Consider the following 20050-nt stretch of genomic DNA (forward strand, 5'->3'; position numbering starts at 1 on the left):
TGACTGGTTACGCACGAAGCGGATCGAGAACCGACGCGGGCCGGGCCGCCTAGGCTGTGCTCATGCAAGAGATCGGCGCGGAGACCGCCGCACTGCGCGTTCTGGTGGTCGAGGACGATGCCGGGATCGCCCGGTCGCTGGTGCGCGGGCTGGACCGTGCCGGCTACGCGGCCCGGAGCGTGGGGAGCGGACACGCGGCGCTCAGTGCCGATCCGCTGCCCGACGTGGTGCTGCTCGACCTGGGGCTGCCGGACCTGGACGGGGTGGAGGTCTGCCGTCTGCTGCGCCGGCGGTGCGATGCGGCGATCATCGTGGTGACCGCCCGCGGCGAGGAGGGCGACCGGGTGTCCGCCCTGGACGAGGGCGCCGACGACTACCTGGTCAAGCCGTTCGGTCTGGCCGAGCTGCTCGCGCGGATCCGGGCGGTGCTGCGCCGCACCCGCCCCTCCGGTGCCGAGCTGCTGCGCCACGGGACGCTGACCGTGGACCCGCGCACCCGCAAGGTGAGCGTCGGCGGGAGCGATATCGCGCTCACGCCCAAGGAGTTCGACATCCTGGAGTGCCTGGCCGCGGACCCGGGACGGGTGGTGACGCGCCGGGAGATCCTGGAGCGGGCCTGGGACGAGCACTGGTACGGCCCGACGAAGGTCCTGGACGTCCACATGGCGGCGCTGCGCCGCAAGCTCGGCGTGCCGGGGCTGGTGGAGACGGTCTACGGCCGGGGCTTCCGCCTCGGCGAGCCGGGCTGAACGGGCATGACCCGTCGGATCGCGCTGACCGTCCTGGCGCTGGTCACCGTGCTGCTGGTGCTCGCCGTGGTGCCGCTGGGGGTGTTGCTGACCCAGCGCGAGGAGACCTCGTTCCGCAGTGCCGCGGAGGCGAACGCCCGCACGCTGGCCTCCGCGGCCGAGGAGAACCTCTCGGACCACAAGGCGGACAGCGACATGCAGCAGCTGCTCGCCCAGGCGCAGCAGCAGGGCGGCTGCGCGGCGGTGTACGACGCGGCGGCGGCGGTGGTCGCCGCCGCCCCGTGCACCACCGCCACCGACGCGGGCGCCCGCGGCCTGGTCGCTGCCACGCTCGCTCCCGCTCAGCCGCAGACGTCGAACATGCGCTCCTCGACCGTGCGCTCCGACGACCGGTTGACGGTGGCGACTCCGCTCGGGGACGGCGCCGACGCGGTCGGGGTGGCGGTGCTGGTGACGTCCACCGACCCGCTCGACGACCGGATCGCGGTGGTCTGGGGCTGGCTGGCGCTGATCGGGATCGCCGGGCTGCTGCTGGGAACCCTGGTCTCCGTCAGGCTGGCCCGCTGGGTGGGCCGCCCGTTGCAGGCGGTGGACGAGGCGGCCCAGCGGCTGGGCGAGGGAGCGCTGGACGTGCGCGCCCCGACCGGCGCCGGGCCCCAGGAGGTGCGGCGGCTCGCGACCACGTTCAACACGATGGCCGCGCGGACCGAGGCCCTGGTGCACGGCCATCGGACGGTCACCGCCGACGTCTCGCACCAGCTGCGGACTCCGCTGACGGCACTGCGGCTGCGGCTGGACCTGCTGGCTGCCGACGCCGAGGGCGAGGACGCGATCGAACTGGCCGCCGCCCAGGAGGAGACCGCCCGGTTGTCGCGACTGGTGGACGGGCTGCTCGCCGCGGCGCGCGCGGAGGCCGCGGTACCGCAGCCGGTCGCCGTACCGGTGGACCGGGTGGTCGCCGAGCGCCTGGCCGCCTGGGAACCGGTGGCGGCCGAGCGGCAGGTGCGGCTCAGCGCCCGCTGTCCGGAGGGGCTCACCGCGTTCCTCGGCTCCGAGGATCTGGACCAGGTGCTCGACAATCTGCTGGCCAACGCGCTGGATGCGGTGCCGGGCGGCGGGCAGGTGCACGTCGAGGGCGTCGCGGCGCCGGCCTCCTCGGGGCAGGGCGTCGTGCTGCGGGTGGTGGACGACGGTCCGGGGATGAGCCCTGCCGCCCGCGCGAGCGCCTTCCGGCGCTTCGGCACCCACGAGCCGGGCGGCACCGGCCTCGGCCTGGCCATCGTGCACCGGCTGGTGACGGCCAACGGCGGCACCGCGCGACTGACGGACACCGCCGGGGGCGGCCTGACAGTGGTCCTGGAACTCCCGGCGGTGCCGCGCGGGCAGTCCCGGGCAAGCGGTCCGCGCCGGCGGCCGACTGGCCCGACACCCCCGCTCTGACCAGGCCTTTCGCCGAGCTTTACGGGATCCGAAGGTTTTCCGAACGGGATCCCGACGAGCTGTCGGGGACGCTGGACGCGGGACGACCACACCAGCGTCCGAGGCCCACCGTCAGGAGTACCGGCATGCCGCACCTCGACCGACGCTCGGGCCAGCGCGCGCTTCGGCAGCGTGACCGGGGGCATCGCCGGGTCGGCGTGGCCACCGTCGGCATCCTGGTGGCCGCGGCGGCGGGGTCGGTGGTCCTGGGCACGGGGTACGCCCAGTCCCTGCCGGGCAGTGCACCCACCCCTACGCCTCACACGGCGGCGCCCACCGCACCCGCACCTGCACCCGCACCCGCACCCACGACCGCACCATCCCCGCCCGCGCCCGCACCCGTGCCGACACCGACCCACTCCCCCACACCCGTCGCACCCACCGGCACTCCCCATGCGGTCAGCACGCCCACAGCCCCCAAGCCCTCTCAGCCCGTTCAGCCCGTTCAGCCCCTCCAGCCCCCCGCCCAGCCGCCCGCACCGGTCGTCCAGCCTCCGCAGCCGCCGCCCACCAAGTCCGGTGCGTCATGAGCGGCGGCACAGCCGGCCCCGGCGTCACCCGGTTCACCGCGCTCGGGACGACCGCCGTGCTGCTGGTCGCCGATCCCGCCCGGACGCGGGCGGCCCGGCAGGTGCTGGACGCCGAACTCGCCGCGATCGACCTGGCCTGCAGCCGGTTCCGCCCGGACTCCGAGCTGTCCCGCGCCAACACCGCCGCCGGCCGTCCCGTCACCGTCGGGCCGCTGTTCGCGCAGGCGATCGACGCGGCGCTGCGGGCCGCCGAGCTCACCGTCGGCGCGGTCGACCCCACGGTCGGACCGGCGCTGGTGGCGCTCGGCTACGACCGGACCTTCGCCTCGCTGCGGCCCGAGGACGTCCGCCCGGTCGTGCCGGTCCGCCCGTCCGGCTGGCGCAGCATTGACTGGCGCCCCGAGAGCCGGCGCCTGCGACTGCCCGCCGGGACCGCACTCGACCTGGGCGCCACCGCCAAGGCGCTGGCCGCGGACCGTGCGGCCCGGGGAGCCGCCGACGCCGCCGGGTGCGGGGTCCTGGTCTGCCTGGGCGGCGACCTGTCCACGGCCGGAGCGGCCCCCGCCGACGGCTGGCAGGTGGCGATCGCCGACGACCACGCGGCGCCGCCCTCCGCGTCCGGCCCGGTGGTGGCCGTCCGCAGCGGCGGCCTGGCCACCTCCGGCACCGCCGTACGGACCTGGCGGCGCGGCGGCCGCACGCTCCACCACATCGTCGACCCCGCCACCGGAGACGTCCCCGAGCCGTTCTGGCGGACCGTCAGCGTCGCCGCCGCGACCTGTGTGGACGCCAACACGGCCGGCACCGCCGCCGTCGTCCGCGGCGAGGCGGCGCTCGGCTGGCTGCGCGAGAGCGGCCTGCCGGCCCGGCTGGTACGCGTCGACGGGTCCGTGGTCACGGTCGGCGGCTGGCCCGCCGACCCGCCGAGCCCGAACCGTGCCCAGGGAGGACCCCGATGATCGGCACCGTCCAGCTCGCCAGCGCCGGGCCCAGCCCGCTCTGGTACGCCACCCGGGCGGGCGGCACCGTCGCGCTGCTGCTGCTCACCGCCACCGTCGTGCTGGGCATCGTCGCGGGTGGGCGGTACGCGCCGAAACGGATCGCCCGGTTCGAGATCGGCGCCCTGCACCGCAACCTCTCGATCCTCACGCTCGCCTTCCTGGCGCTGCACATCGTCACCGCGATCGCCGACACCTTCGTGCACCTGACCTGGCTGGACGCGTTCGTGCCGTTCGCCTCCTCCTGCCGCCCGCTCTGGCTGGGCCTGGGGACGCTGGCGTTCGACCTGCTGCTGGCCGTCCTGGCGACCAGCGCGCTTCGGCTGCGGATCGGACAGCGGCGCTGGAAGGCGGTGCACTGGCTGGCGTACGCGAGCTGGCCGCTGGCCCTGTTCCACGGCGCGGGCACCGGGACGGACACCCGGCTCTCGCTCCAACTGGTCCTCTCCACCGGCTGCCTGGCCGTGGTGGTGGCCGCCGTGTGGTGGCGGCTCTACCGGGCCGGGCCCGGCCACCGGGCCGGCCGGCTCTGGGCCGCACTCGCGGTCGCCGCCGTCCCGGCCGTCCTGGCGGTGTTCCTGGCCACCGGCCCGCTGAAGGCCGGCTGGGCGCACCGCGCCGACGGCGCCGAGCCGAGCGTCGCCACCGCGACCGTCGACCGAACGGGAGAGAGCGCGTGAACGAGCGACCGGACGCCGTCCTGACCGAGCAGGCCCAGGACGGGCGCAGCGGACCGCACGGCACCCGCCTGCTGCACGGCTGGTACAGCACGGGCGGCCGCGCCGACCTCGCGGAGCACCTCGGCCGCTACGGCCCGCCCCCGCTGCCACCCGGCCGCCGTCCGGCGATCGGTCTGGTCCAGGCCGTCGAGGAGGCCGGACTGACCGGACGCGGCGGCGCCGCCTTCCCCACCGGCCGCAAGCTGCGTTCGGTCGCCGCGCGCCGCGGACCGGCCGTGGTCGTCGCCAACGGCATGGAGAGCGAGCCGGCCAGCCGCAAGGACGAGGTGCTGCTCGACCTGGCCCCGCACCTGGTCCTGGACGGCGCCGCGCTGGCCGCCTCGGCCGTCGGCGCCGCGGCCGTCCACCTGTGCCTGCCGCGCACCCGGGCCGATCAGGTGCACCGGCTGGCGGCCGCGGTCGAGGAGCGCAGCCGGGCCGGCCTGGACCGCGTCCCCGTGCTGGTGCACGCCCTGCCGCACCACTACGTCTCCAGCGAGGAGACCTCCCTGGTGCACTGGCTCAACGGCGGCGAGGCCCGTCCGACGGCCACCCCGCCCCGGCCCTTCGAGAAGGGCGTGGACGGTCGCCCGACCCTCGTCGACAACGTGGAGACCCTCGCGCACCTCGCCCTGATCGCCCGCTACGGCCCGCAGTGGTTCCGCGGCGCCGGACGGCCCGACGCGCCGGGCACCACCCTGGTCACGCTCTCCGGCGCCGTCCGCGCGCCGGGCGTCTACGAGATCGCGCTGGGCACGCAGTTGGGGAGCGCGCTGGACACCGCCGGAGGCGCCGCCGAGCCCCTCCAGGCGATCCTGGTCGGCGGCTTCTTCGGCAGCTGGCTCCCCGCCGCCGGCGCCGCCGCCGTGCCGTTCACCCGGCCCGACCTCGCAGCCGCCGGTGCCGGGCCGGGTGCCGGGGTCCTGGTCGCCCTGGCGCAGGACGCCTGCGGGCTCGCCGAGACGGCCCGTGTGCTGGACTACCTGGCCGGCCAGAGCGCGCGCCAGTGCGGACCCTGCACCTTCGGACTGCCCGCCGTCGCCGAGGACTTCGTCCAGCTGGCCTGGGGCCGGGCGGACGCCGCGCTGATCGAGCGGCTGCACCGCCGCACGGGCCAGCTCCCCGGCCGCGGGGCCTGCCGCCACCCCGACGGCGCCGCCCGACTCGCCGCCACCGCACTGCACGCGTTCGCCGAGGACGTCCACCGGCACCTGGCCGGCGGACCGTGTGCGGCCGCCGGCCGGCCCGCCGTCCTGCCCGTGCCCGACACCCGAAGCCCCGAGAGCGAGGGATGGCGATGACCCGCACCCACCGGCTCGGCATCGACCGCATCGCCTGCGACGGGCGCGGCCTCTGCGCCGAGCTGCTCCCCGAGCTGATCGCCCTCGACGAGTGGGGCTACCCGATCCTCCACGACACCGCCGTCTCCGAGGCGCTGCTCACGCACGCCCGGCGGGCGGTCGCGGCCTGCCCGGTGCTGGCCCTGCGGTTGGAGCGGGCCACCCGGGATTGACGTGCTCATTCATAGCGTTCTCTGAGCCGACAGCCCTGGCGTCTCCCTGACGGAATGTCAACAATGGCAGGAACGAACCGAGTTGGTTCGGACGTGGCGCGGCCGTTCGGTCGACGCCCGGCGGCCGGCGCGCGCCCGTCGCCCCCCTGACCATTCCCGATCACGGAGACCCCCATGCCCCGGCCCATTCCTGCGCCCGCGCGTTCGACAGGCGCGACCCTCTCCCGATTCCCTGCCGCCCTGCTCTGCCTGGCGGTGTCCTGGATCCACGTCCAGGACCAGGGAGGATTCCCCGGCGACAAGACCCCGCACTACGTCGGCGTCGGCTACTACCTGCTGGAGGCGACCGGCGTGCTGGCCGCGCTGCTGCTGGCCGGTGCGGGCGGACGGCAGCTGCGCCCGGCCGGCTGGCTGCTCGCGGCGGGTGTCGCCGTCGGCCCGCTGCTCGGATTCGTCCTGTCGCGCGGCCCGGGCCTGCCCGACTACAGCGACGACAAGGGCAACTGGACCGAGCCACTGGGCATCGCCAGCGTCGTCGTGGAAGGGATCCTGCTCGCGCTCGCTGTCACGGCCCTGCTCGCCGGGGCGCAGGCCGCGCGACGCCTGCCGGTCCGCTCCACCGCCTCCGGGGTCACCAGCCGCAGCCGCTGACGGTCCGACACCGAGCTGTCCGGACCCGAACCAACCACCTGAACCACTTCTTAGTCGGTGCTGCGGCACACTGCTGACCATCCCTCGGCCGACACCGGCTCAGGGCGTCCTTCCGGCCCGGCCGGTACCGCTCCCGTCGGTGCCGACCGGGCCGGCACCGACCGAAGGCGGACGGCTCGAATGCCCCTGACCAGCAGCGACGCGGCACCGGCGGACCTCGCGGACAGCGCTGACCTCGCGGCCGTACCGCGGAAGCCGAATCGGCACGGCGGCCCCGAAGGCAACCGGCGACTGACGGCCGCCGTCGGCGCACTCCTGCTGGTGCTCTTCGCCGCCCAGGGCGTCACGATCCTCTTCCTCGGGCAGCTCCTCAGCTGGCACTTCTTCATCGGCATGCTGCTGATCGGCCCGGTCTGCCTCAAGATCGGCGTCACCGGCTACCGCTTCGTGCGCTACTACACCGGCGACCCGGCCTACCGCCGCCAGGGACCACCGCACCTGCTGCTGCGCCTGCTCGCCCCGCTCGTCCTCGCCACCACCGTCGCCCTGCTGGCCACCGGCAGCACGCTGGCCCTGCTGGGACGCGACACCGGACCGGTTCCGGTCCTGCTCCTGCACAAGGTCAGTTTCGTCTGCTGGGCCACGGCGATGACGGCCCACGTCCTGACGCACGTCTGGCGGCTGCCCCGACTGATCGGGGCCGACCTGCGGCGGCGGTCCGCACACCGCGACGGCCCCCGGATCGGCGGCGCCCTGGTGCGCTGGTCGCTGCTCGCGGCGGCCCTCGGTGCCGGCCTGGCCATCGCCCTGGCCGGCACGCCGCTGGCCTCGTCGCACTGGTAGACCGGCCTCAGAGCCTGTGTCTGGGAGACTTTCAGACTCTCCTCACGGTCCGCCTACCTCCGCCGGCGCAGACTTGAACTCCGGAGGAGGTGAGGGCCGTGGACAACCGCCGCACGCGGCTGCGGGAGGAGGGCCTGGCGAGGACGACGTCCTGGACCCGTCGCACCGCGGCGGGCGCGGCCGTGCTCTGCGCGGCGCTGGCCGGGATCTTCGCCCACGCCCTGCCCGGCCAGGCCGCGACGCCCGGCACGGCGCAGCCCGGCAGCACGCAGCCCTCGCAGCCGCACCTCCAGGCACCCGCCCAGCCCCCTGGCTCCGGCTCCGGCGCCGGTGGCGGCCACGTCACCTCCGGCGGCTCCTAGCGGGATACTGGGCGCAAGGCCCTCTCCGAAAGGTGGTGGGGCGGCCATGACGGCGATGACCCTCGGTGTCCTGCGGGAGACCGCGCCGGGCGAACGGCGTGTCGCCCTCGTTCCCGACCTGGTCCACACCCTCGACGCCCTCGGTGTGGCCGTCCTGGTGGAGCGCGGCGCCGGGGCCGGGGCACTGTTCCACGACGAGGCCTACGCCGCGGCCGGCGCGGGCGTCGTCTCGCGCGCCGAGATCCTGCGGCACGCGGATCTCCTGGTCGGGGTGCAGGCTCCCCACCTCGGCCCCACCCACCGCTACCGACCCGGGCAGCTTCTGGTCGCGATGGTGGCGTCGGCGCTGACCCCCTTCCAGCTCTGGCAGTGGGCCGACCAGGGCGTCACCGCCATCGGCCTCGACCTGGTCCCGGACACGCTCGGCGCCGGATACCCGATGGACGCGCTCGCCTCCCAGGCCCGGATCAGCGGCTACCGGGCGGTACTGATCGCGGCCGAACGCCTGCGGCGCTGCCTACCGCCCTGGGGCTCGACCGAGACGACCTTCGAACCGGTACGGGCGCTGGTCGTCGGCGCCGGGCCGGCCGGTCTGCAGGCCGTCGACACCGCCCGCCGGCTCGGCGCGCTCGTCCACGCGCACGAGCTGCGCCGACGGGCCCGGGTGGAGGTCGCCGAACTGGGCGGCACCCTCCTGGACCTCCCGGGACTGCGACCCGTGGACGACGCCGCCGGGCTGGCCCGGGCGCTCGACTCCGAGCTGGCCGAACTGCGCCAGGGGCTGGCCGACGTACTGCCCCGCTTCGACATCGTCATCGCCGCACTCGACCCGCCCGGTCGCCCGGCACCGATGGTGCTGACCACCGAGGCGGTGCAGGCGATGCGCCCCGGCTCCGTCGTGGTCGACCTGACGTCCGGCACGTCCGGCACGTCCGGCGGCAACGTGCAGTGCGCCGCGCCGGGCATCCTGACCCTGGTGGGCGACGCGCTCAGCGTGATCGGCGCCGGCAACCTCCCCGCCCAGGCGCCCGTCACCGCCTCGACCGCCTACGCGCACAACGTCAGCGCCCTGCTCCACCACCTCAAGCGCAGCGGCCCCCTGACGATCGACCTGAGCGACCCCGTGCAGGCCGCCATCGTGGTGACCCACCACGGCAGCGTGCTGAAGCGACCGACCGGTCAGCTCCTGCTCGGCGCGACCGCCGGCGCCGGCCCGGGCTGAACCGGGTCACCGGCGGCGCCGTCCTGCTCGCTGGATGAGGCCGCGCCGAATCGCTCAAGTCCTGGCCGGTCATGGCCTGGTCGGGGAGGCGGCGCAGGTGGACGCTGGAAGCAGGAGGGCGATCGTGCCCCCGGCAGGGATCCGCACCCAGGAGGCGTGAGGGCCATGCAGCACCGCACCGTCCACGACGTGATGACCCAGGGGGTCGTCACCGCCCGAATCGACACCCCCTTCAAGGAGGTCGCCGGGCTCTTCCACCGCAACGACATCACCGCCGTCCCCGTCGTCGACGACCGGGACCACCCGCTCGGCATGGTCTCCGAGGCGGACCTGCTGCGCAACGAGGCCATCCAGCCCGATCCCGAAGGCCACCTGGCCGGATACCGGCTGAGCCCGCACGAGCGCGCCCGCGCCGAGGCCGAGACCGCAGGGGCGCTGATGAGCAGCCCCGCCGTCACGGCCCGTCCCGACTGGAGCCTGGTCGAGACCGCCCGGGTGATGGACCGCAAGAGGGTCAAGCGGCTGCCCGTGGTCGACGAGGCCGGGCGACTGGTCGGCATCGTCAGCCGCAGCGATCTGCTGCAGGTCTTCCTGCGCCACGACGCGGCGATCCGTGAGGAGATCATCCACGACGTCCTCGGCCAGACCCTCTGGCTGACCCCCAGCGCGGTGGAGGTCAGCGTGCACAACGGCATCGTCACGCTGGCCGGCCGCGTTGAGCAGAAGAGCCTGATCCCGATCGTCGAACGGCTCTGCCGCTCGGTCGACGGCGTCGTCGCCGTCCACCACACCCTCGGCTACACCGTGGACGACACCGGCCTCGACCTCGGCAAGCCCTTGGTCCGCGGCCTGGTCGGGCCGTTCACACCGCACCACTGAGCTGCCGGACCGCGGTGGTGGCCGGCCCGCCCAGGACGGCGGACGGACGGCCCCGTCGCGGCGCGGGGCGAAGCGGTCTAGCGTCGATCACACAGGGGCCGTACTCCCGTCCGAGGAGAGCGCAGATGACAACCGGAACCGAGATCGGCACCGAGGCCCTGCGCGAGCTTGTCGCCGCGCCCGGGCCCGTTCTGTCGGTCTACTTCGATCTTGAGGTCCGCCCGGAGATGGGCGAGGACGTCGAGGCGCGCTGGCAGGGACTCTGCCGCGACCTCGCACGCCGGGGAGCCGCAGCCGACGACCTGTCCGTCCTGACCAGGCTCTTCCTCTCCACGCCGCCGGGCTCCGGGGCGCTGGCGGCCTTCGCCTCGGCCGGCGAGGTGCGGCTCTCCACCGTCCTGCCCGGCTGCGAGCGGAGCGGCCTCGCCCTGTCGGGGCCGCTGCCGCACCTGCTGCCGCTGCTGGCCTGGCGCCAGGACCGCCCCGCCCACGTGGTCGCCGTCGTCGACCGCACCGGGGCCGACCTCCAGCTGTACCCGCGGGGCGCCACCGAGGCCGTCCACCGCACGGTCACCGGGCCGGACGACGAGATCGAGCGCAACCGGCCCGGCGGCACCGCCCAGATGCGCTACCAGCACCGGGCCGAGGACTCCTGGGAGCACAACGCCGGCAAGGTCGCCGAGACGCTCGGAACGGCCCTGGCCGAGGTCGACGCCCGCGTTCTCATGCTCGCCGGGGACGTCCGGGCCCGCCAGTACCTCACCAAGCACCTGCCCTCCTGGGTCCGGCACGACGTCTCGGTGCGCCCGGTCAGCGGCAGCCGCAGCCCCGACGGGGCCTGGCCGGACCGCAGGGTCCAGGTCGACACCGAGACCTGCCGCGCCGGACGCGACGAGACCGCGGCACTGCTGCGGATGCTGGACGAGGGCCGCTCGCCGCGCGGCCGGGCCGTGGAAGGCGTCCACGCGACCGTGCGGGCCCTTGCCGAAGGACGCCTCGGCACGCTGCTGATCACCGACGATCCCAGCTCCCGCGTCGGCGCCTGGTTCGGCCCCCGCGCCACCGACATCACCGACCGCCGGACGGCACCGGCGCCCGGCCAGGAGCCGCTGGTCCGGGGCCCGCTGGCGGACGTCGCGGTCCGCAGCGCGCTGCTCACCGGAGCCGACATCCGGGTCCTCGCACCGGATGAACCGGGCGCGCCTTCCCAGGGCATCGGCGGTCTGACCAACTACACCTGACGGAATTGGTCAACCGGCCCGCAGCACCTGCTGTCGCTTGTCGTCCTTGGCCCAGGCCCAGGTGTTCGAGCCGGGCTTGCGCGCCTCGGCCGCCAGCTGCTTGACGGTGAGCCGGCAGATGAACTCCTTGAGCTTCGCGCCAGGGCGGCCGCCGAGGTGGATCCCCCTGGCGGTGTCGTCCTTGTGGGCGAGCTGGAAGATACCGGCGCGACGCCCCAGGCTGAGGCACTGGCCGGCCAACCCCAGGTCGATGGGCGCGGGTTGCTCACCCGCGATCCGGCTGAGCACGGTGTCGGCGGCCTTCGCGCCCAGCGGCCCTGCGGCCTGGCAGCTCATCCGGAACGGCAGGTCCGAGGGTGCCGCCGAGTCCCCGGCCGCGACGATGCGCACGTCGTCCACACTGGTCAGGGTCTCGTCCGTGAGCAGGCGGCCCATGGCGTCGGTGCTGAGCCCGCTGCGGCGGGCCAGGTCCGGCACGCCGAATCCGGTGGCCCAGATGGTCACCCTGCTCGGCAGCTCTCGGCCGCCGCTGAGCCGCACGGCATCGCGAGTCACCGCCGTGACCTTCGCATCGGGGCCTTCGAGCACGGTCACACCGAGTTCGGCCAGCCGCCCGGCGACCGAGCGTCGACCCCGGGGGTGCAGGTAGGGGCCGAGCACCCCGCCGCAGACCAGGGTCACGCTGCGGCCCTCCTCCGCCAGTTCGGCGGCGGTCTCGATCCCGGTCGGACCGGCTCCGACCACCGTCACCGCGGCCGTTGCCGGCACGGCGTCGACCACCGACCGCAGCCGCTGCGCCTCCTCCAGGTCGGCGATCGGGTAGGCGAACTCGGCCGCTCCCGGCACCCGGGGGTCGGCGCTGCCACTGCCCACTGCGTAGATCAGATAGTCGTAGCCGACCGTGTCGCCGGTCGCCAGCGTCACGCTGCGCTCGGCCGCGTCGATCCGCGCCACGGTGTCGACCACCAGCCGGGCGCCCTCGCCCAGGACGTCCCGGTAGGCGACCAGCGCGTCGTCGGACCCGCCGACCACCTGGTGCAGGCGGATCCGCTCGACGAAAGTCGGGCGCGGGTTGATCAGCGTCACTGCCACGTTCTCGCGCTGCGTCAGGCGGTTGGCCGCCATGACGCCGGCGTATCCGCCGCCGATCACGACCACCTGGGTGCTCACTGTCATGGGTCTCTCCTTCGTTTCCAGCGGTTCGACCTCAAGACACGGCGTGAGCGGGCATTGTGACATCGTGTGAGGCGGATCACTCCGGGACCATCGGCTCGGGGAGGCGGACGGCGGGGTTCAGCCGGGTGCGGGGGTTGCCGGCGCCGGGCTCGCCGGGACGGCCACGCTTGGGTACGTTCGCAACAGGGTGTTCTGACTCCCAGAGGAGCGGCCATGCCGAACGAACAGATCCCCGGTATCGACCCGGACGTCCCACCGAGCGGTGAGGGCTGCGCCCAGTGCCTGGCCGGCGACGGGCCCGGCTGGTGGTTCCACCTGCGCCGCTGCGCGCAGTGCGGCCGCATCGGCTGCTGCGACACCTCGCCGGCCCAGCACGCCACCCGGCACGCGCGGGAAGCCGGGCACCCCTTGCTCGCCAGCTTCGAACCCGGCGAGGACTGGTTCTGGAGCATCGAAACCGAGGAGTTCTACGAAGGACCCCCGCTGCACCCCCCGGTGTCGCATCCCGTGGACCAGCCGGTCCCCGGCCCGCAGGGCGCGGTGCCGGCGGACTGGCAGGACCATCTGCACTGACCCGGGCCGCCCGAGCCGTGCGGCCCCGATCCGATCGCGCGCCGTCGGCACCGGGACCAGACTGGTGGGCGGACCGCCCCGGCCGGGCGTTCCGCCCCATCCGCCGGAAGGGACGTACCCATGTCCACCACCGCCGCCCAACCCGGCCCGCTGCGGCTCCTGGTCCTCGGTGCCGCCCTGCGTGCCGAGTCCACCAACGCCCGACTCGCCGCCCTGGTGGCCCGTCTGGCGGTCGACGCCGGCGCCGTCGCCGACCTCGCCGGCCTGCACGAGTTCGACATGCCGCTGTACGACGGCGATGTGGAAGCCGCGGGCGGGCTCCCGGACGGCGCGCTCGCGCTGCGCGACCGGCTGGAGCTCTGCGACGCGTTCGTGATCTCCTCCCCCGAGTACAACGCCTCGATGCCCGGCGCCCTGAAGAACGCCATCGACTGGGTCTCGCGCATCCAGCCGCAGCCGTTCAAGACCAAGCACGCGCTGCTGGTCTCCGCCTCCCCGTCGCTGGTCGGCGGGAACCGCGGGCTGTGGGCGCTGCGGGTACCGCTGGAGCACCTCGGCACCCGCGTCTACCCGGACATGTTCAGCCTGGGCCAGGCCCATCAGGCGTTCACCGACGACGGACTGCTCACCGACCCCGGGTTGCAGCAGCGTCTCGCCGAGACCGTCACCGCCTTCCTCGGCCTCGTCGAGGCCGACGCGCGGTACGGCTGCCTGCAACGCCGGTGGTACGAGTTCCTGGGGGACCGCACCGAGGCCGCCGTCACCCAGCGTGCGGAGGACTGACCGCAGTCGGCGGTGAGACGACCGTTTCGGCCTCCGCCGAGCCGCTGAGCCGGAGCTTGCGCTGAGCGCGCTGGTAGAAGGTGGTCCCACCGAGCCGGATCACCTTCGCGGCGGCGGGCACCATCACCACCTCGACGACGTCCCCCGGGCGCACGCTGCCCATCAGCCGTCCGTCCGCCTCGACGCCGAGCTCCCCGCTCTGCGGCAGCAGTTCGAGCGACAGCTTCTCCCCCGCCGACAGGAACAGCGCCCGGTTGAAGGCCGAATGCGGGGCGACCGGCACGACGAGCATGCCCTCCGCCCCCGGCGAGACGAGCGGGCCGCCGGCCGAGAAGCTGTAGGCCGTCGAGCCGGTGGGCGTCGCCGCGATCACCGCGTCGGCGGCGTAGCGGACGAAGGGCTGCCCGTCGACGCGCAGCGCGACGGCGGCCGAGGGGTCTCCGGGCCGGCGGATCAGCACGATGTCGTTGAAGGCCACCGTCTCCCGGCCGTCGATGACGGCGCTCACCGCGGATCGGGGCTCGGCCGTGAAGCGGTGCTCGTCGATGGCCGACAGCGCCTGCGGCAGATCGGGGACGTCGATCTCGGCGAGAAAGCCCAGACGGCCGAGGTTGACGCCCAGCACCGGGGCACGGCCGCCGACGGCCAGCCGCATCGCCCTCAGCATGGTGCCGTCTCCGCCCAGGCTGATGATGAGGTCCGCGCGGAGCGTCAGATCCTCCGCGGTGACCGCCTCCGCGTGCTCGCCCGCGCGCGCCAGCTCGTCCGCGCGGCCGAGCACGGTGGCGCCATGGGCGCGGGCCCAGTCGGACACCGCCCCGATCGCGTACCCGCAGTCGCGTTCCGGGTGCAGCACCACGGCCACGGCGTTGACGGCTCCCATGGACCACGCCCTTCGTCTGCTCCGCGAGGCACTCCTTCCGACGCTACGCGCCGCTTCTCGGGTCGTGCCACCGATGCGCTGCGGATGCGTTGCGGATGCGTCGGCGCCGACGGCCGCCTAGCGTCGAAACCCCGGGCGGCCTGCGGTCGAGCGGCCGCCCGGGCGGCTCCACGACGAGAGTAGGGCTACCCCATGGACCTGTTTCCCCCGATTCCGCTGTCGCAGTGGAAGGACTCCAAGGAGACGCTGCATCGGTTCGCCCAGGTCGTCGGCAAGATCCGGCTCGCGAGCAGCGTGCGGCGCAACCACTGGTGGAACGTCCCGTTCCACCTCACCGGTCGGGGCATCACGACCCGCCCGATGGGTGGGGTGGGCGGTAATCCGATCTTCACCATCGATTTCGACTTCGTCGACCACCGGCTGACCGCGTCCTCGCTGGACGGCCGGGCGGCCTCGTTCCCCCTCGTCGGGCAGTCCGTCGCGTCGTTCTACCGCCACACGCTCGACGCGCTGGGCGCGATCGGCGTGACGGTGACCATCGCGCGCCCCCACCCGTTCGACCTGCCCGACGCGCGCCGACCGTTCACCGACGACACCGAGCACGCCTCCTACGATCCGTTCTGGGTCCACCGCTACTGGCAGGTGCTCAGTCAGGTCAACCTGGTGCTGGAGGAGTTCTCCGCCGGATTCTCGGGGAAGACCAGCCCGGTGCACCACTTCTGGCACACCTTCGACATCGCGGTCACCCGGTTCTCCGACCGCGCCGTCGCGCAGGGCGCGAGCGTCGACCCGGTGACCCGCGAGGCGTACTCGCGCGAAGTCATCAGCGCGGGCTTCTGGTTCGGCGACGACGCCTTCCCCCGGCCGACCTTCTACTCCTACGCCGCCCCCGAACCCGACGGGCTGACCGCCCACCCGCTGCGCCCGCCGCCCGCACGCTGGGTCGACCACCGCGGCGGCCACCTGGCCACGCTGGACTACGACGACGTCCGCACCGGGCCGGATCCCAGGGGCGCGGTGCTCGACTTCTACGAGTCCGTCTATCAGGCTGCGGCAGGCCTCGACGGCTGGAACATCGGCGCCCAGGCCTGCCCCGGCGGCATCACCGACCCACTGACCTCGGGAGCGCAGTAACTTCCCGCGGATCAGCCATACAGGTGATCATTTCATGCCAAGCTCTGGCTATGAACTTACTCTCCGTGGGCTTTATCGGGCTGGGCGTCATGGGCGAGCCGATGGCGCTCAACCTGCTGAAGGCCGGTACCCCTCTGCTGGTGTGGAACCGCACGACCGCCAGGACCCGCACCCTGGCGGCCGCCGGCGCCGAGGTGGCCCCCGACGCGGCGAGCGTGTTCGCCCGCAGCGAGGCCGTCATCCTGATGCTGGCCGACGAACCGGGCGTGGACGCCGTGCTCGGCCGCGGCACCCCGGCCTTCGCCGAGCGGGTCGCCGAGCGCACGATCATCAACATGGGGACGTTCGCGCCGACTTACTCCCAGGAGCTGGCGGCGCGGATCCGCGCCGCCGGTGGCCGCTACGTCGAGGCACCGGTCTCCGGATCCAGTACCCAGGCCGCCGCCGCCGAGTTGGTCGGCCTGCTGGCCGGGGAGCCGGCGGCCGTGGAGGCGGTGCGCCCGCTGCTCGAACCGATGTTCCGTGAGCTCACGTTCTGCGGGCCGGTGCCCAACGGCCTGCTGATGAAGCTGGCGGTCAACACCTTCCTGATCACCCAGGTGACCGGGCTCGCCGAGTCGTTCCAGTTCGCACGCCGCCAGGGACTCGATCTCGACCAGCTGGTCTCGGTACTCGGTGCGGGCCCGCTGGCGAGCGCGACGATGCGGCTGAAGGCGCCCAAGCTGGCCGGCGAGGAGTTCTCGGTCCAGGCGTCGATCACCGACTCACAGAAGGTGGCCCGGCTGATCACCGACGCCGCCGCCGCGGCCGGCATCGCCGCCCCGCTGCTCGACGTCTGCCGGGCACTCTTCGCCGAGACCGCTCAACTCGGCTACGCGCACGCCGACATGAGCGCCGTCGTCAAGGCCATCGAGGTCCGCGGCAGCCGGGCGATCGGCGGCCAGACCGACTGGTAGCCGAACGGGGAAGCGCCGTGGCGAGGCGGCAGCCGACGCAGGGGTCGCCCGCCACGGTCCAAGGACGGATCGTAGTCAGCATGAAGATGGAGCCGGACCCGCAGAATCCCCTGGTGCGCCACGAGACGCCCGAGGAGAGAGCCGACCGCAACCTGGTGGAACTCCTCCAGGAGCTCCGGGTCATCCAGACCGGTGTCCAGATCGTGTTCGCCTTCCTGCTCGGCCTGGCGTTCACCAGCCGGTTCCCGCAGCTCGACGACTTCGAGCGCGACACCTACATCGCCACGCTCCTGCTCACGGTGCTCGCCGCCGCGGTGCTGGCCACCCCGGTCGCCGTGCACCGCGCTCTCTTCCACCTCGGGTTCAAGCGCCGCATCGTGGCCCTGTCCTCGCGGCTGACCATCATCGGACTGGTGGTCCTCGCCCTGGCGCTGAACGGCGCGGTGCTGCTGGTCACCGACGTCGTCCTCGGCCGGACCGCCGCGATCGCCATCACGGCGGTCACGGCGGCCGTCTTCGCCGGCCTGTGGTTCGTGCTGCCGGAAGCTCTTCGACGCAGCTGACCGCCCGAGGCGCGGGTCATCTCCCGCGAGCCAGCTCCCACACCCGCAGTGTCCCGCCCCAGCCGCCGACGACAGTGACCGGGCGCCCGTCCAGCATCGTCGTCGCCAAGGCCTTCACCTCGGCGGTGTGGCCGAGAAGGGTGTGCCTCAACCGGTGGGTCGGTGCGGTCGGCTTCGTCGTCATGGTCGCCACCCTAGAGGCGGGCTCAGGAGATGCCGAGCGGGTTGAGGAGGGTGAAGCGCCAGCCGCCGTCGACGTCCCGGCGGGCGATGTTGGCGGTGCTGCCGGTCGGGGCGATCCGTTCGCCGCCGGGGCCGTCGATCTCCATGGTCCAGTCCGTGACCAGGAGGGCGGTGTCCGCGCCGACGAGCGTGTGGCGCTGGACGTTCGTCAGCCTGCCGCGGGCGGCGACAGTTCCGTCGATCTCCGCGCGCAGCGCCTCGGCGCCGGCGATGCGTTCGCCGGTCACGGTGCGCATGCCCGCGCCCGGGGCGAACAGGGCCAGCACGCCGTCGACGTCGCCGGCGTTCAGTGCGTCCTGGAACAGCATCGGCAGCTTCGCGGGATCGGTGATGACAGGAGACATGATGAACGGTCCTTACGTCAGGAAGGGATGATGACGGACTCCACGATGCCCCCGCGGCCGCCTTCCGGACGAGGTACAGTCGGGACTCGCGATGGTCGAAAACGGACAGCGCGACGTCGTCATCGACATCGCCTACGACAACCCCGCCCGGTCGGGCACCGGCCTCGAGGTGCTGACCTTCGATGCGTTGCGGCTGCGCCTGAGGAGCTCGGTCGCCCGCCGGCCGAGCCGCCTCGACTTCCACCAGCTGATGCTCGTCCGCGGCGGCGAGGGCACCGCAATGGTCGATTTCGTCAGCTACCCGTGCGCACGCGGCACGCTGCTCCATCTGCGGCCCGGCCAGGTGCAGCGCCTTCCTTCGGGCGCCGACGGCCGACCCGCGGACCTGGACGCCGTCCTGCTGCTGTTCACCGCCGACTTCCCGCCGCCGCTGCCCGCGACGCGCGAGGTTCTCGACGGATTCGGACCGGTGGCCTGGCGTCTGCCGCCCGACGGGTTCGACGCCTTCGATCGCGCCGTGGCGGAGCTGGATGCGGAGTACCGGTCCGGCGCCGAGCTGTCCGAAGCGCTGCTGCGCCAGCTCCTCGGCGCGCTGCTCATCCGCACGGCGCGCCTCCCGGACCCGGCCGGACGCCCCGTCCCCGCCGCGCCCGGCGCCGAGCTCCACCTCGCCTTCCGACGCGAGTTGGAGCGCTCCTTCGCCACCACCCGCTCCATCGAGGACTACGCGGCACGGCTCGGCTACTCCCCTCGAACCCTGACCCGCGCGTGCCGAGCCGCCACCGGCCGCAGCGCCAAGCAGCTCGCCGACGCCCGCGTCACCCTCCAGGCGCAGCGGCTGCTCGCCCACACCGACCTACCCGTGGCCGCGATCGGCCGCGCGCTCGGCTTCACCGAGGCCACCAACTTCGGCAAGTTCTTCACCCGGGAGACCGGCCGCACCCCGGGCGACTTCCGCCGCGCTCAGCGGTGAGCCGCTGTCTGGGCCGATCGGGGGTCGCCGGGCGCGGCGGTCCGTGTGGCGCCCGGTCGGCTTCGGTAGACCGGAGGTCGGCTCTCTACCTGGAGGTACCTCATGGACGACGCGCGGGCCGCACTCTCCCGCCGTGGCACGCTGCTCGCCGGTGCCGCGCTGGCCGCCGCAGCCGGACTGCGCCTGGCCGCACCCGCGAGCGCCGCGGCCTTCCGCCCGCTGCGGAAACTGACGCCGCAGCAGCTGGCCGGCCAGCGCGTGGTGTTCTCCTACCCCGGTACCGACGTGCCGCGGAGCCTGCTCGACGCGATCGCCGTCGGCGAGTGCGGCGGGGTGATCATCTTCGGCGAGAACGTGACCGACCTCGCGCAGATCACCTCCGCCGTCCAGCAGTTGCACGACGCCCACCGGAGCAGCCCGGTGAACGCGCCGCTGCTGGTGATGACCGACCAGGAGGGCGGCCTGGTCAGGCGGCTGCCCGGACCGCCGCTGCTGTCGGCTAAGCAGATCGGCGCGTCCGCGGACCCCGGGGCGACGGCCGCGAGCGCCGGGCACGAGGCCGGGCTGCTGCTGCGCGGGGCCGGGCTGAACCTCAACCTGGCGCCGGTGCTGGACGTCCTCCGCACGGCCGGCGACTTCGAGGACCAGTCCCAGCGGTCGTTCAGTTCGGACCCGGAGGTGGTGGCGACCTGCGGCCGGTCCTTCGTCGCCGCGCAGCAGGCCGTCGGCGTGGCGGCCGCCGCCAAGCACTTCCCCGGGCTCGGCCCGGCCACCGCGCAGCAGAACACCGACCTGGGACCGGTCACCCTCACCACCTCGCTGGACGACCTCCGCCGCATCGACGAGTACCCGTACGCCTCGGCGATCGCCGCCGGAGTCGGGCTGGTCATGGTCAGCTGGGCGATCTACACCCGCCTGGACCCGGGCACCCCGGCGGGCTTCTCGCCAAGGATCATCCACCGCGAGCTCCGTCGGCGGCACCGCTTCGGCGGGGTGACCATCACCGACGCGATCAACGCGGGCGCGATCAGCACGTTCGGCACCCCGGCGCAGAACGCGGTGACCGCGGCGCGGGCCGGGATGGACCTGGTCCTGGAAGCGACCCGCGACGTGTCGCACGGACAGGCGGTGGTCGACGCGATGGCGAGCGCGCTGGAGCGCGGCGATCTGCCGCGCCAGGAGTTCGAGGGGGCGCTGGAGCGGATCATCCGCCTCCGGAGCGGTCTGCGCTGAGCG

23 protein-coding genes are annotated in these 20050 nt (G+C 74.1%); 19 read left to right on the forward strand and 4 right to left on the reverse strand.

What is annotated here, in order from left to right; translation table 11 throughout:
- The first annotated feature begins 62 nt into the window (after positions 1-62).
- The 12 genes from P3T37_RS31105 to P3T37_RS31160 all read left to right on the forward strand — a co-directional run bounded on the left by P3T37_RS31105 (position 63) and on the right by P3T37_RS31160 (position 11186).
- Positions 63-749 (forward strand): response regulator transcription factor, encoded by a 687-nt coding sequence (locus P3T37_RS31105; RefSeq protein WP_280727254.1) that lies wholly within the window; start codon positions 63-65, stop codon positions 747-749.
- A 6-nt stretch (positions 750-755) separates the two neighbouring features.
- Complete coding sequence (locus P3T37_RS31110; protein WP_280727255.1) at positions 756-2189, forward strand: HAMP domain-containing sensor histidine kinase; 1434 nt, start codon at positions 756-758, stop codon at positions 2187-2189.
- A 565-nt stretch (positions 2190-2754) separates the two neighbouring features.
- A complete protein-coding gene (locus P3T37_RS31115) occupies positions 2755-3717 on the forward strand; it encodes an FAD:protein FMN transferase (RefSeq protein ID WP_280727256.1) in 963 nt (320 codons plus the stop codon).
- Entirely contained in the window at positions 3714-4436 is a 723-nt protein-coding gene (locus P3T37_RS31120; RefSeq protein ID WP_280727257.1) for a ferric reductase-like transmembrane domain-containing protein, read from the forward strand. The genes P3T37_RS31115 and P3T37_RS31120 overlap by 4 nt, the downstream gene beginning before the upstream one ends.
- The gene (locus P3T37_RS31125) at positions 4433-5776 is read left to right on the forward strand and encodes an NADH-ubiquinone oxidoreductase-F iron-sulfur binding region domain-containing protein (protein ID WP_280727258.1); all 1344 of its coding nucleotides are present in this window, start codon (positions 4433-4435) and stop codon (positions 5774-5776) included. The genes P3T37_RS31120 and P3T37_RS31125 overlap by 4 nt, the downstream gene beginning before the upstream one ends.
- The gene (locus P3T37_RS31130; protein ID WP_280727259.1) at positions 5773-5988 is read left to right on the forward strand and encodes a ferredoxin; all 216 of its coding nucleotides are present in this window, start codon (positions 5773-5775) and stop codon (positions 5986-5988) included. Before P3T37_RS31125 ends, P3T37_RS31130 begins: the two co-directional genes overlap by 4 nt.
- Before the next feature lie 174 nt (positions 5989-6162).
- Positions 6163-6639 (forward strand): hypothetical protein, encoded by a 477-nt coding sequence (locus tag P3T37_RS31135; RefSeq protein WP_280727260.1) that lies wholly within the window; start codon positions 6163-6165, stop codon positions 6637-6639.
- A gap of 180 nt (positions 6640-6819) precedes the next feature.
- Complete coding sequence (locus P3T37_RS31140; RefSeq protein ID WP_280727261.1) at positions 6820-7482, forward strand: hypothetical protein; 663 nt, start codon at positions 6820-6822, stop codon at positions 7480-7482.
- A 98-nt stretch (positions 7483-7580) separates the two neighbouring features.
- On the forward strand, positions 7581-7844 hold the full coding sequence (locus P3T37_RS31145; RefSeq protein WP_280727262.1) for a hypothetical protein: 264 nt from the start codon (positions 7581-7583) through the stop codon (positions 7842-7844).
- A 46-nt stretch (positions 7845-7890) separates the two neighbouring features.
- Complete coding sequence (locus P3T37_RS31150; RefSeq protein WP_280727263.1) at positions 7891-9066, forward strand: NAD(P) transhydrogenase subunit alpha; 1176 nt, start codon at positions 7891-7893, stop codon at positions 9064-9066.
- Positions 9067-9231: 165 nt separating this feature from the next.
- A complete protein-coding gene (locus P3T37_RS31155) occupies positions 9232-9945 on the forward strand; it encodes a CBS domain-containing protein (protein WP_280727264.1) in 714 nt (237 codons plus the stop codon).
- Between the two features lie 125 nt (positions 9946-10070).
- A complete protein-coding gene (locus tag P3T37_RS31160) occupies positions 10071-11186 on the forward strand; it encodes a Vms1/Ankzf1 family peptidyl-tRNA hydrolase (RefSeq protein ID WP_280727265.1) in 1116 nt (371 codons plus the stop codon).
- Between the two features lie 9 nt (positions 11187-11195).
- On the opposite strand, the gene P3T37_RS31165 is transcribed toward P3T37_RS31160, so the two are convergent.
- The gene (locus P3T37_RS31165; RefSeq protein WP_280727266.1) at positions 11196-12362 is read right to left on the reverse strand and encodes an FAD-dependent oxidoreductase; all 1167 of its coding nucleotides are present in this window, start codon (positions 12360-12362) and stop codon (positions 11196-11198) included.
- A gap of 213 nt (positions 12363-12575) precedes the next feature.
- Here P3T37_RS31165 and P3T37_RS31170 point away from each other — a divergent pair, with 213 nt between their 5' ends.
- Entirely contained in the window at positions 12576-12935 is a 360-nt protein-coding gene (locus tag P3T37_RS31170; RefSeq protein WP_280727267.1) for a UBP-type zinc finger domain-containing protein, read from the forward strand.
- 120 nt (positions 12936-13055) lie between these two features.
- A complete protein-coding gene (locus P3T37_RS31175; protein ID WP_280727268.1) occupies positions 13056-13718 on the forward strand; it encodes an NAD(P)H-dependent oxidoreductase in 663 nt (220 codons plus the stop codon).
- Here the strand turns inward: P3T37_RS31175 and P3T37_RS31180 are convergent.
- Positions 13696-14601: an NAD(+)/NADH kinase gene (locus tag P3T37_RS31180; protein ID WP_280727269.1), complete on the reverse strand. Its 906-nt coding sequence runs from the start codon at positions 14599-14601 to the stop codon at positions 13696-13698. The genes P3T37_RS31175 and P3T37_RS31180 overlap by 23 nt on opposite strands.
- A 192-nt stretch (positions 14602-14793) precedes the next feature.
- Here P3T37_RS31180 and P3T37_RS31185 point away from each other — a divergent pair, with 192 nt between their 5' ends.
- From P3T37_RS31185 to P3T37_RS31195, 3 genes are all read left to right on the forward strand, one after another.
- Positions 14794-15735, forward strand: coding sequence for a DUF5996 family protein (locus P3T37_RS31185; protein WP_280727270.1), 942 nt, complete (start codon positions 14794-14796; stop codon positions 15733-15735).
- A 50-nt stretch (positions 15736-15785) separates the two neighbouring features.
- Positions 15786-16691: an NAD(P)-dependent oxidoreductase gene (locus tag P3T37_RS31190; RefSeq protein ID WP_280727271.1), complete on the forward strand. Its 906-nt coding sequence runs from the start codon at positions 15786-15788 to the stop codon at positions 16689-16691.
- Positions 16692-16771: 80 nt separating this feature from the next.
- A complete protein-coding gene (locus P3T37_RS31195) occupies positions 16772-17254 on the forward strand; it encodes a DUF6328 family protein (RefSeq protein ID WP_280727272.1) in 483 nt (160 codons plus the stop codon).
- A 16-nt stretch (positions 17255-17270) separates the two neighbouring features.
- Here P3T37_RS31195 and P3T37_RS31200 read toward each other — a convergent pair whose 3' ends face one another.
- Positions 17271-17438 (reverse strand): hypothetical protein, encoded by a 168-nt coding sequence (locus tag P3T37_RS31200; RefSeq protein ID WP_280727273.1) that lies wholly within the window; start codon positions 17436-17438, stop codon positions 17271-17273.
- Between the two features lie 22 nt (positions 17439-17460).
- Positions 17461-17841: a nuclear transport factor 2 family protein gene (locus P3T37_RS31205; protein WP_280727274.1), complete on the reverse strand. Its 381-nt coding sequence runs from the start codon at positions 17839-17841 to the stop codon at positions 17461-17463.
- A gap of 91 nt (positions 17842-17932) precedes the next feature.
- Here P3T37_RS31205 and P3T37_RS31210 point away from each other — a divergent pair, with 91 nt between their 5' ends.
- Together P3T37_RS31210 and P3T37_RS31215 are read left to right on the forward strand one after the other, a co-directional pair.
- On the forward strand, positions 17933-18814 hold the full coding sequence (locus P3T37_RS31210) for an AraC family transcriptional regulator (protein ID WP_280727275.1): 882 nt from the start codon (positions 17933-17935) through the stop codon (positions 18812-18814).
- Positions 18815-18916: 102 nt separating this feature from the next.
- Entirely contained in the window at positions 18917-20047 is a 1131-nt protein-coding gene (locus tag P3T37_RS31215) for a glycoside hydrolase family 3 N-terminal domain-containing protein (RefSeq protein WP_280727276.1), read from the forward strand.
- Positions 20048-20050: the final 3 nt, after the last annotated feature.

The organism is Kitasatospora sp. MAA4 (assembly GCF_029893355.1).
Taxonomy (GTDB): domain Bacteria; phylum Actinomycetota; class Actinomycetes; order Streptomycetales; family Streptomycetaceae; genus Kitasatospora.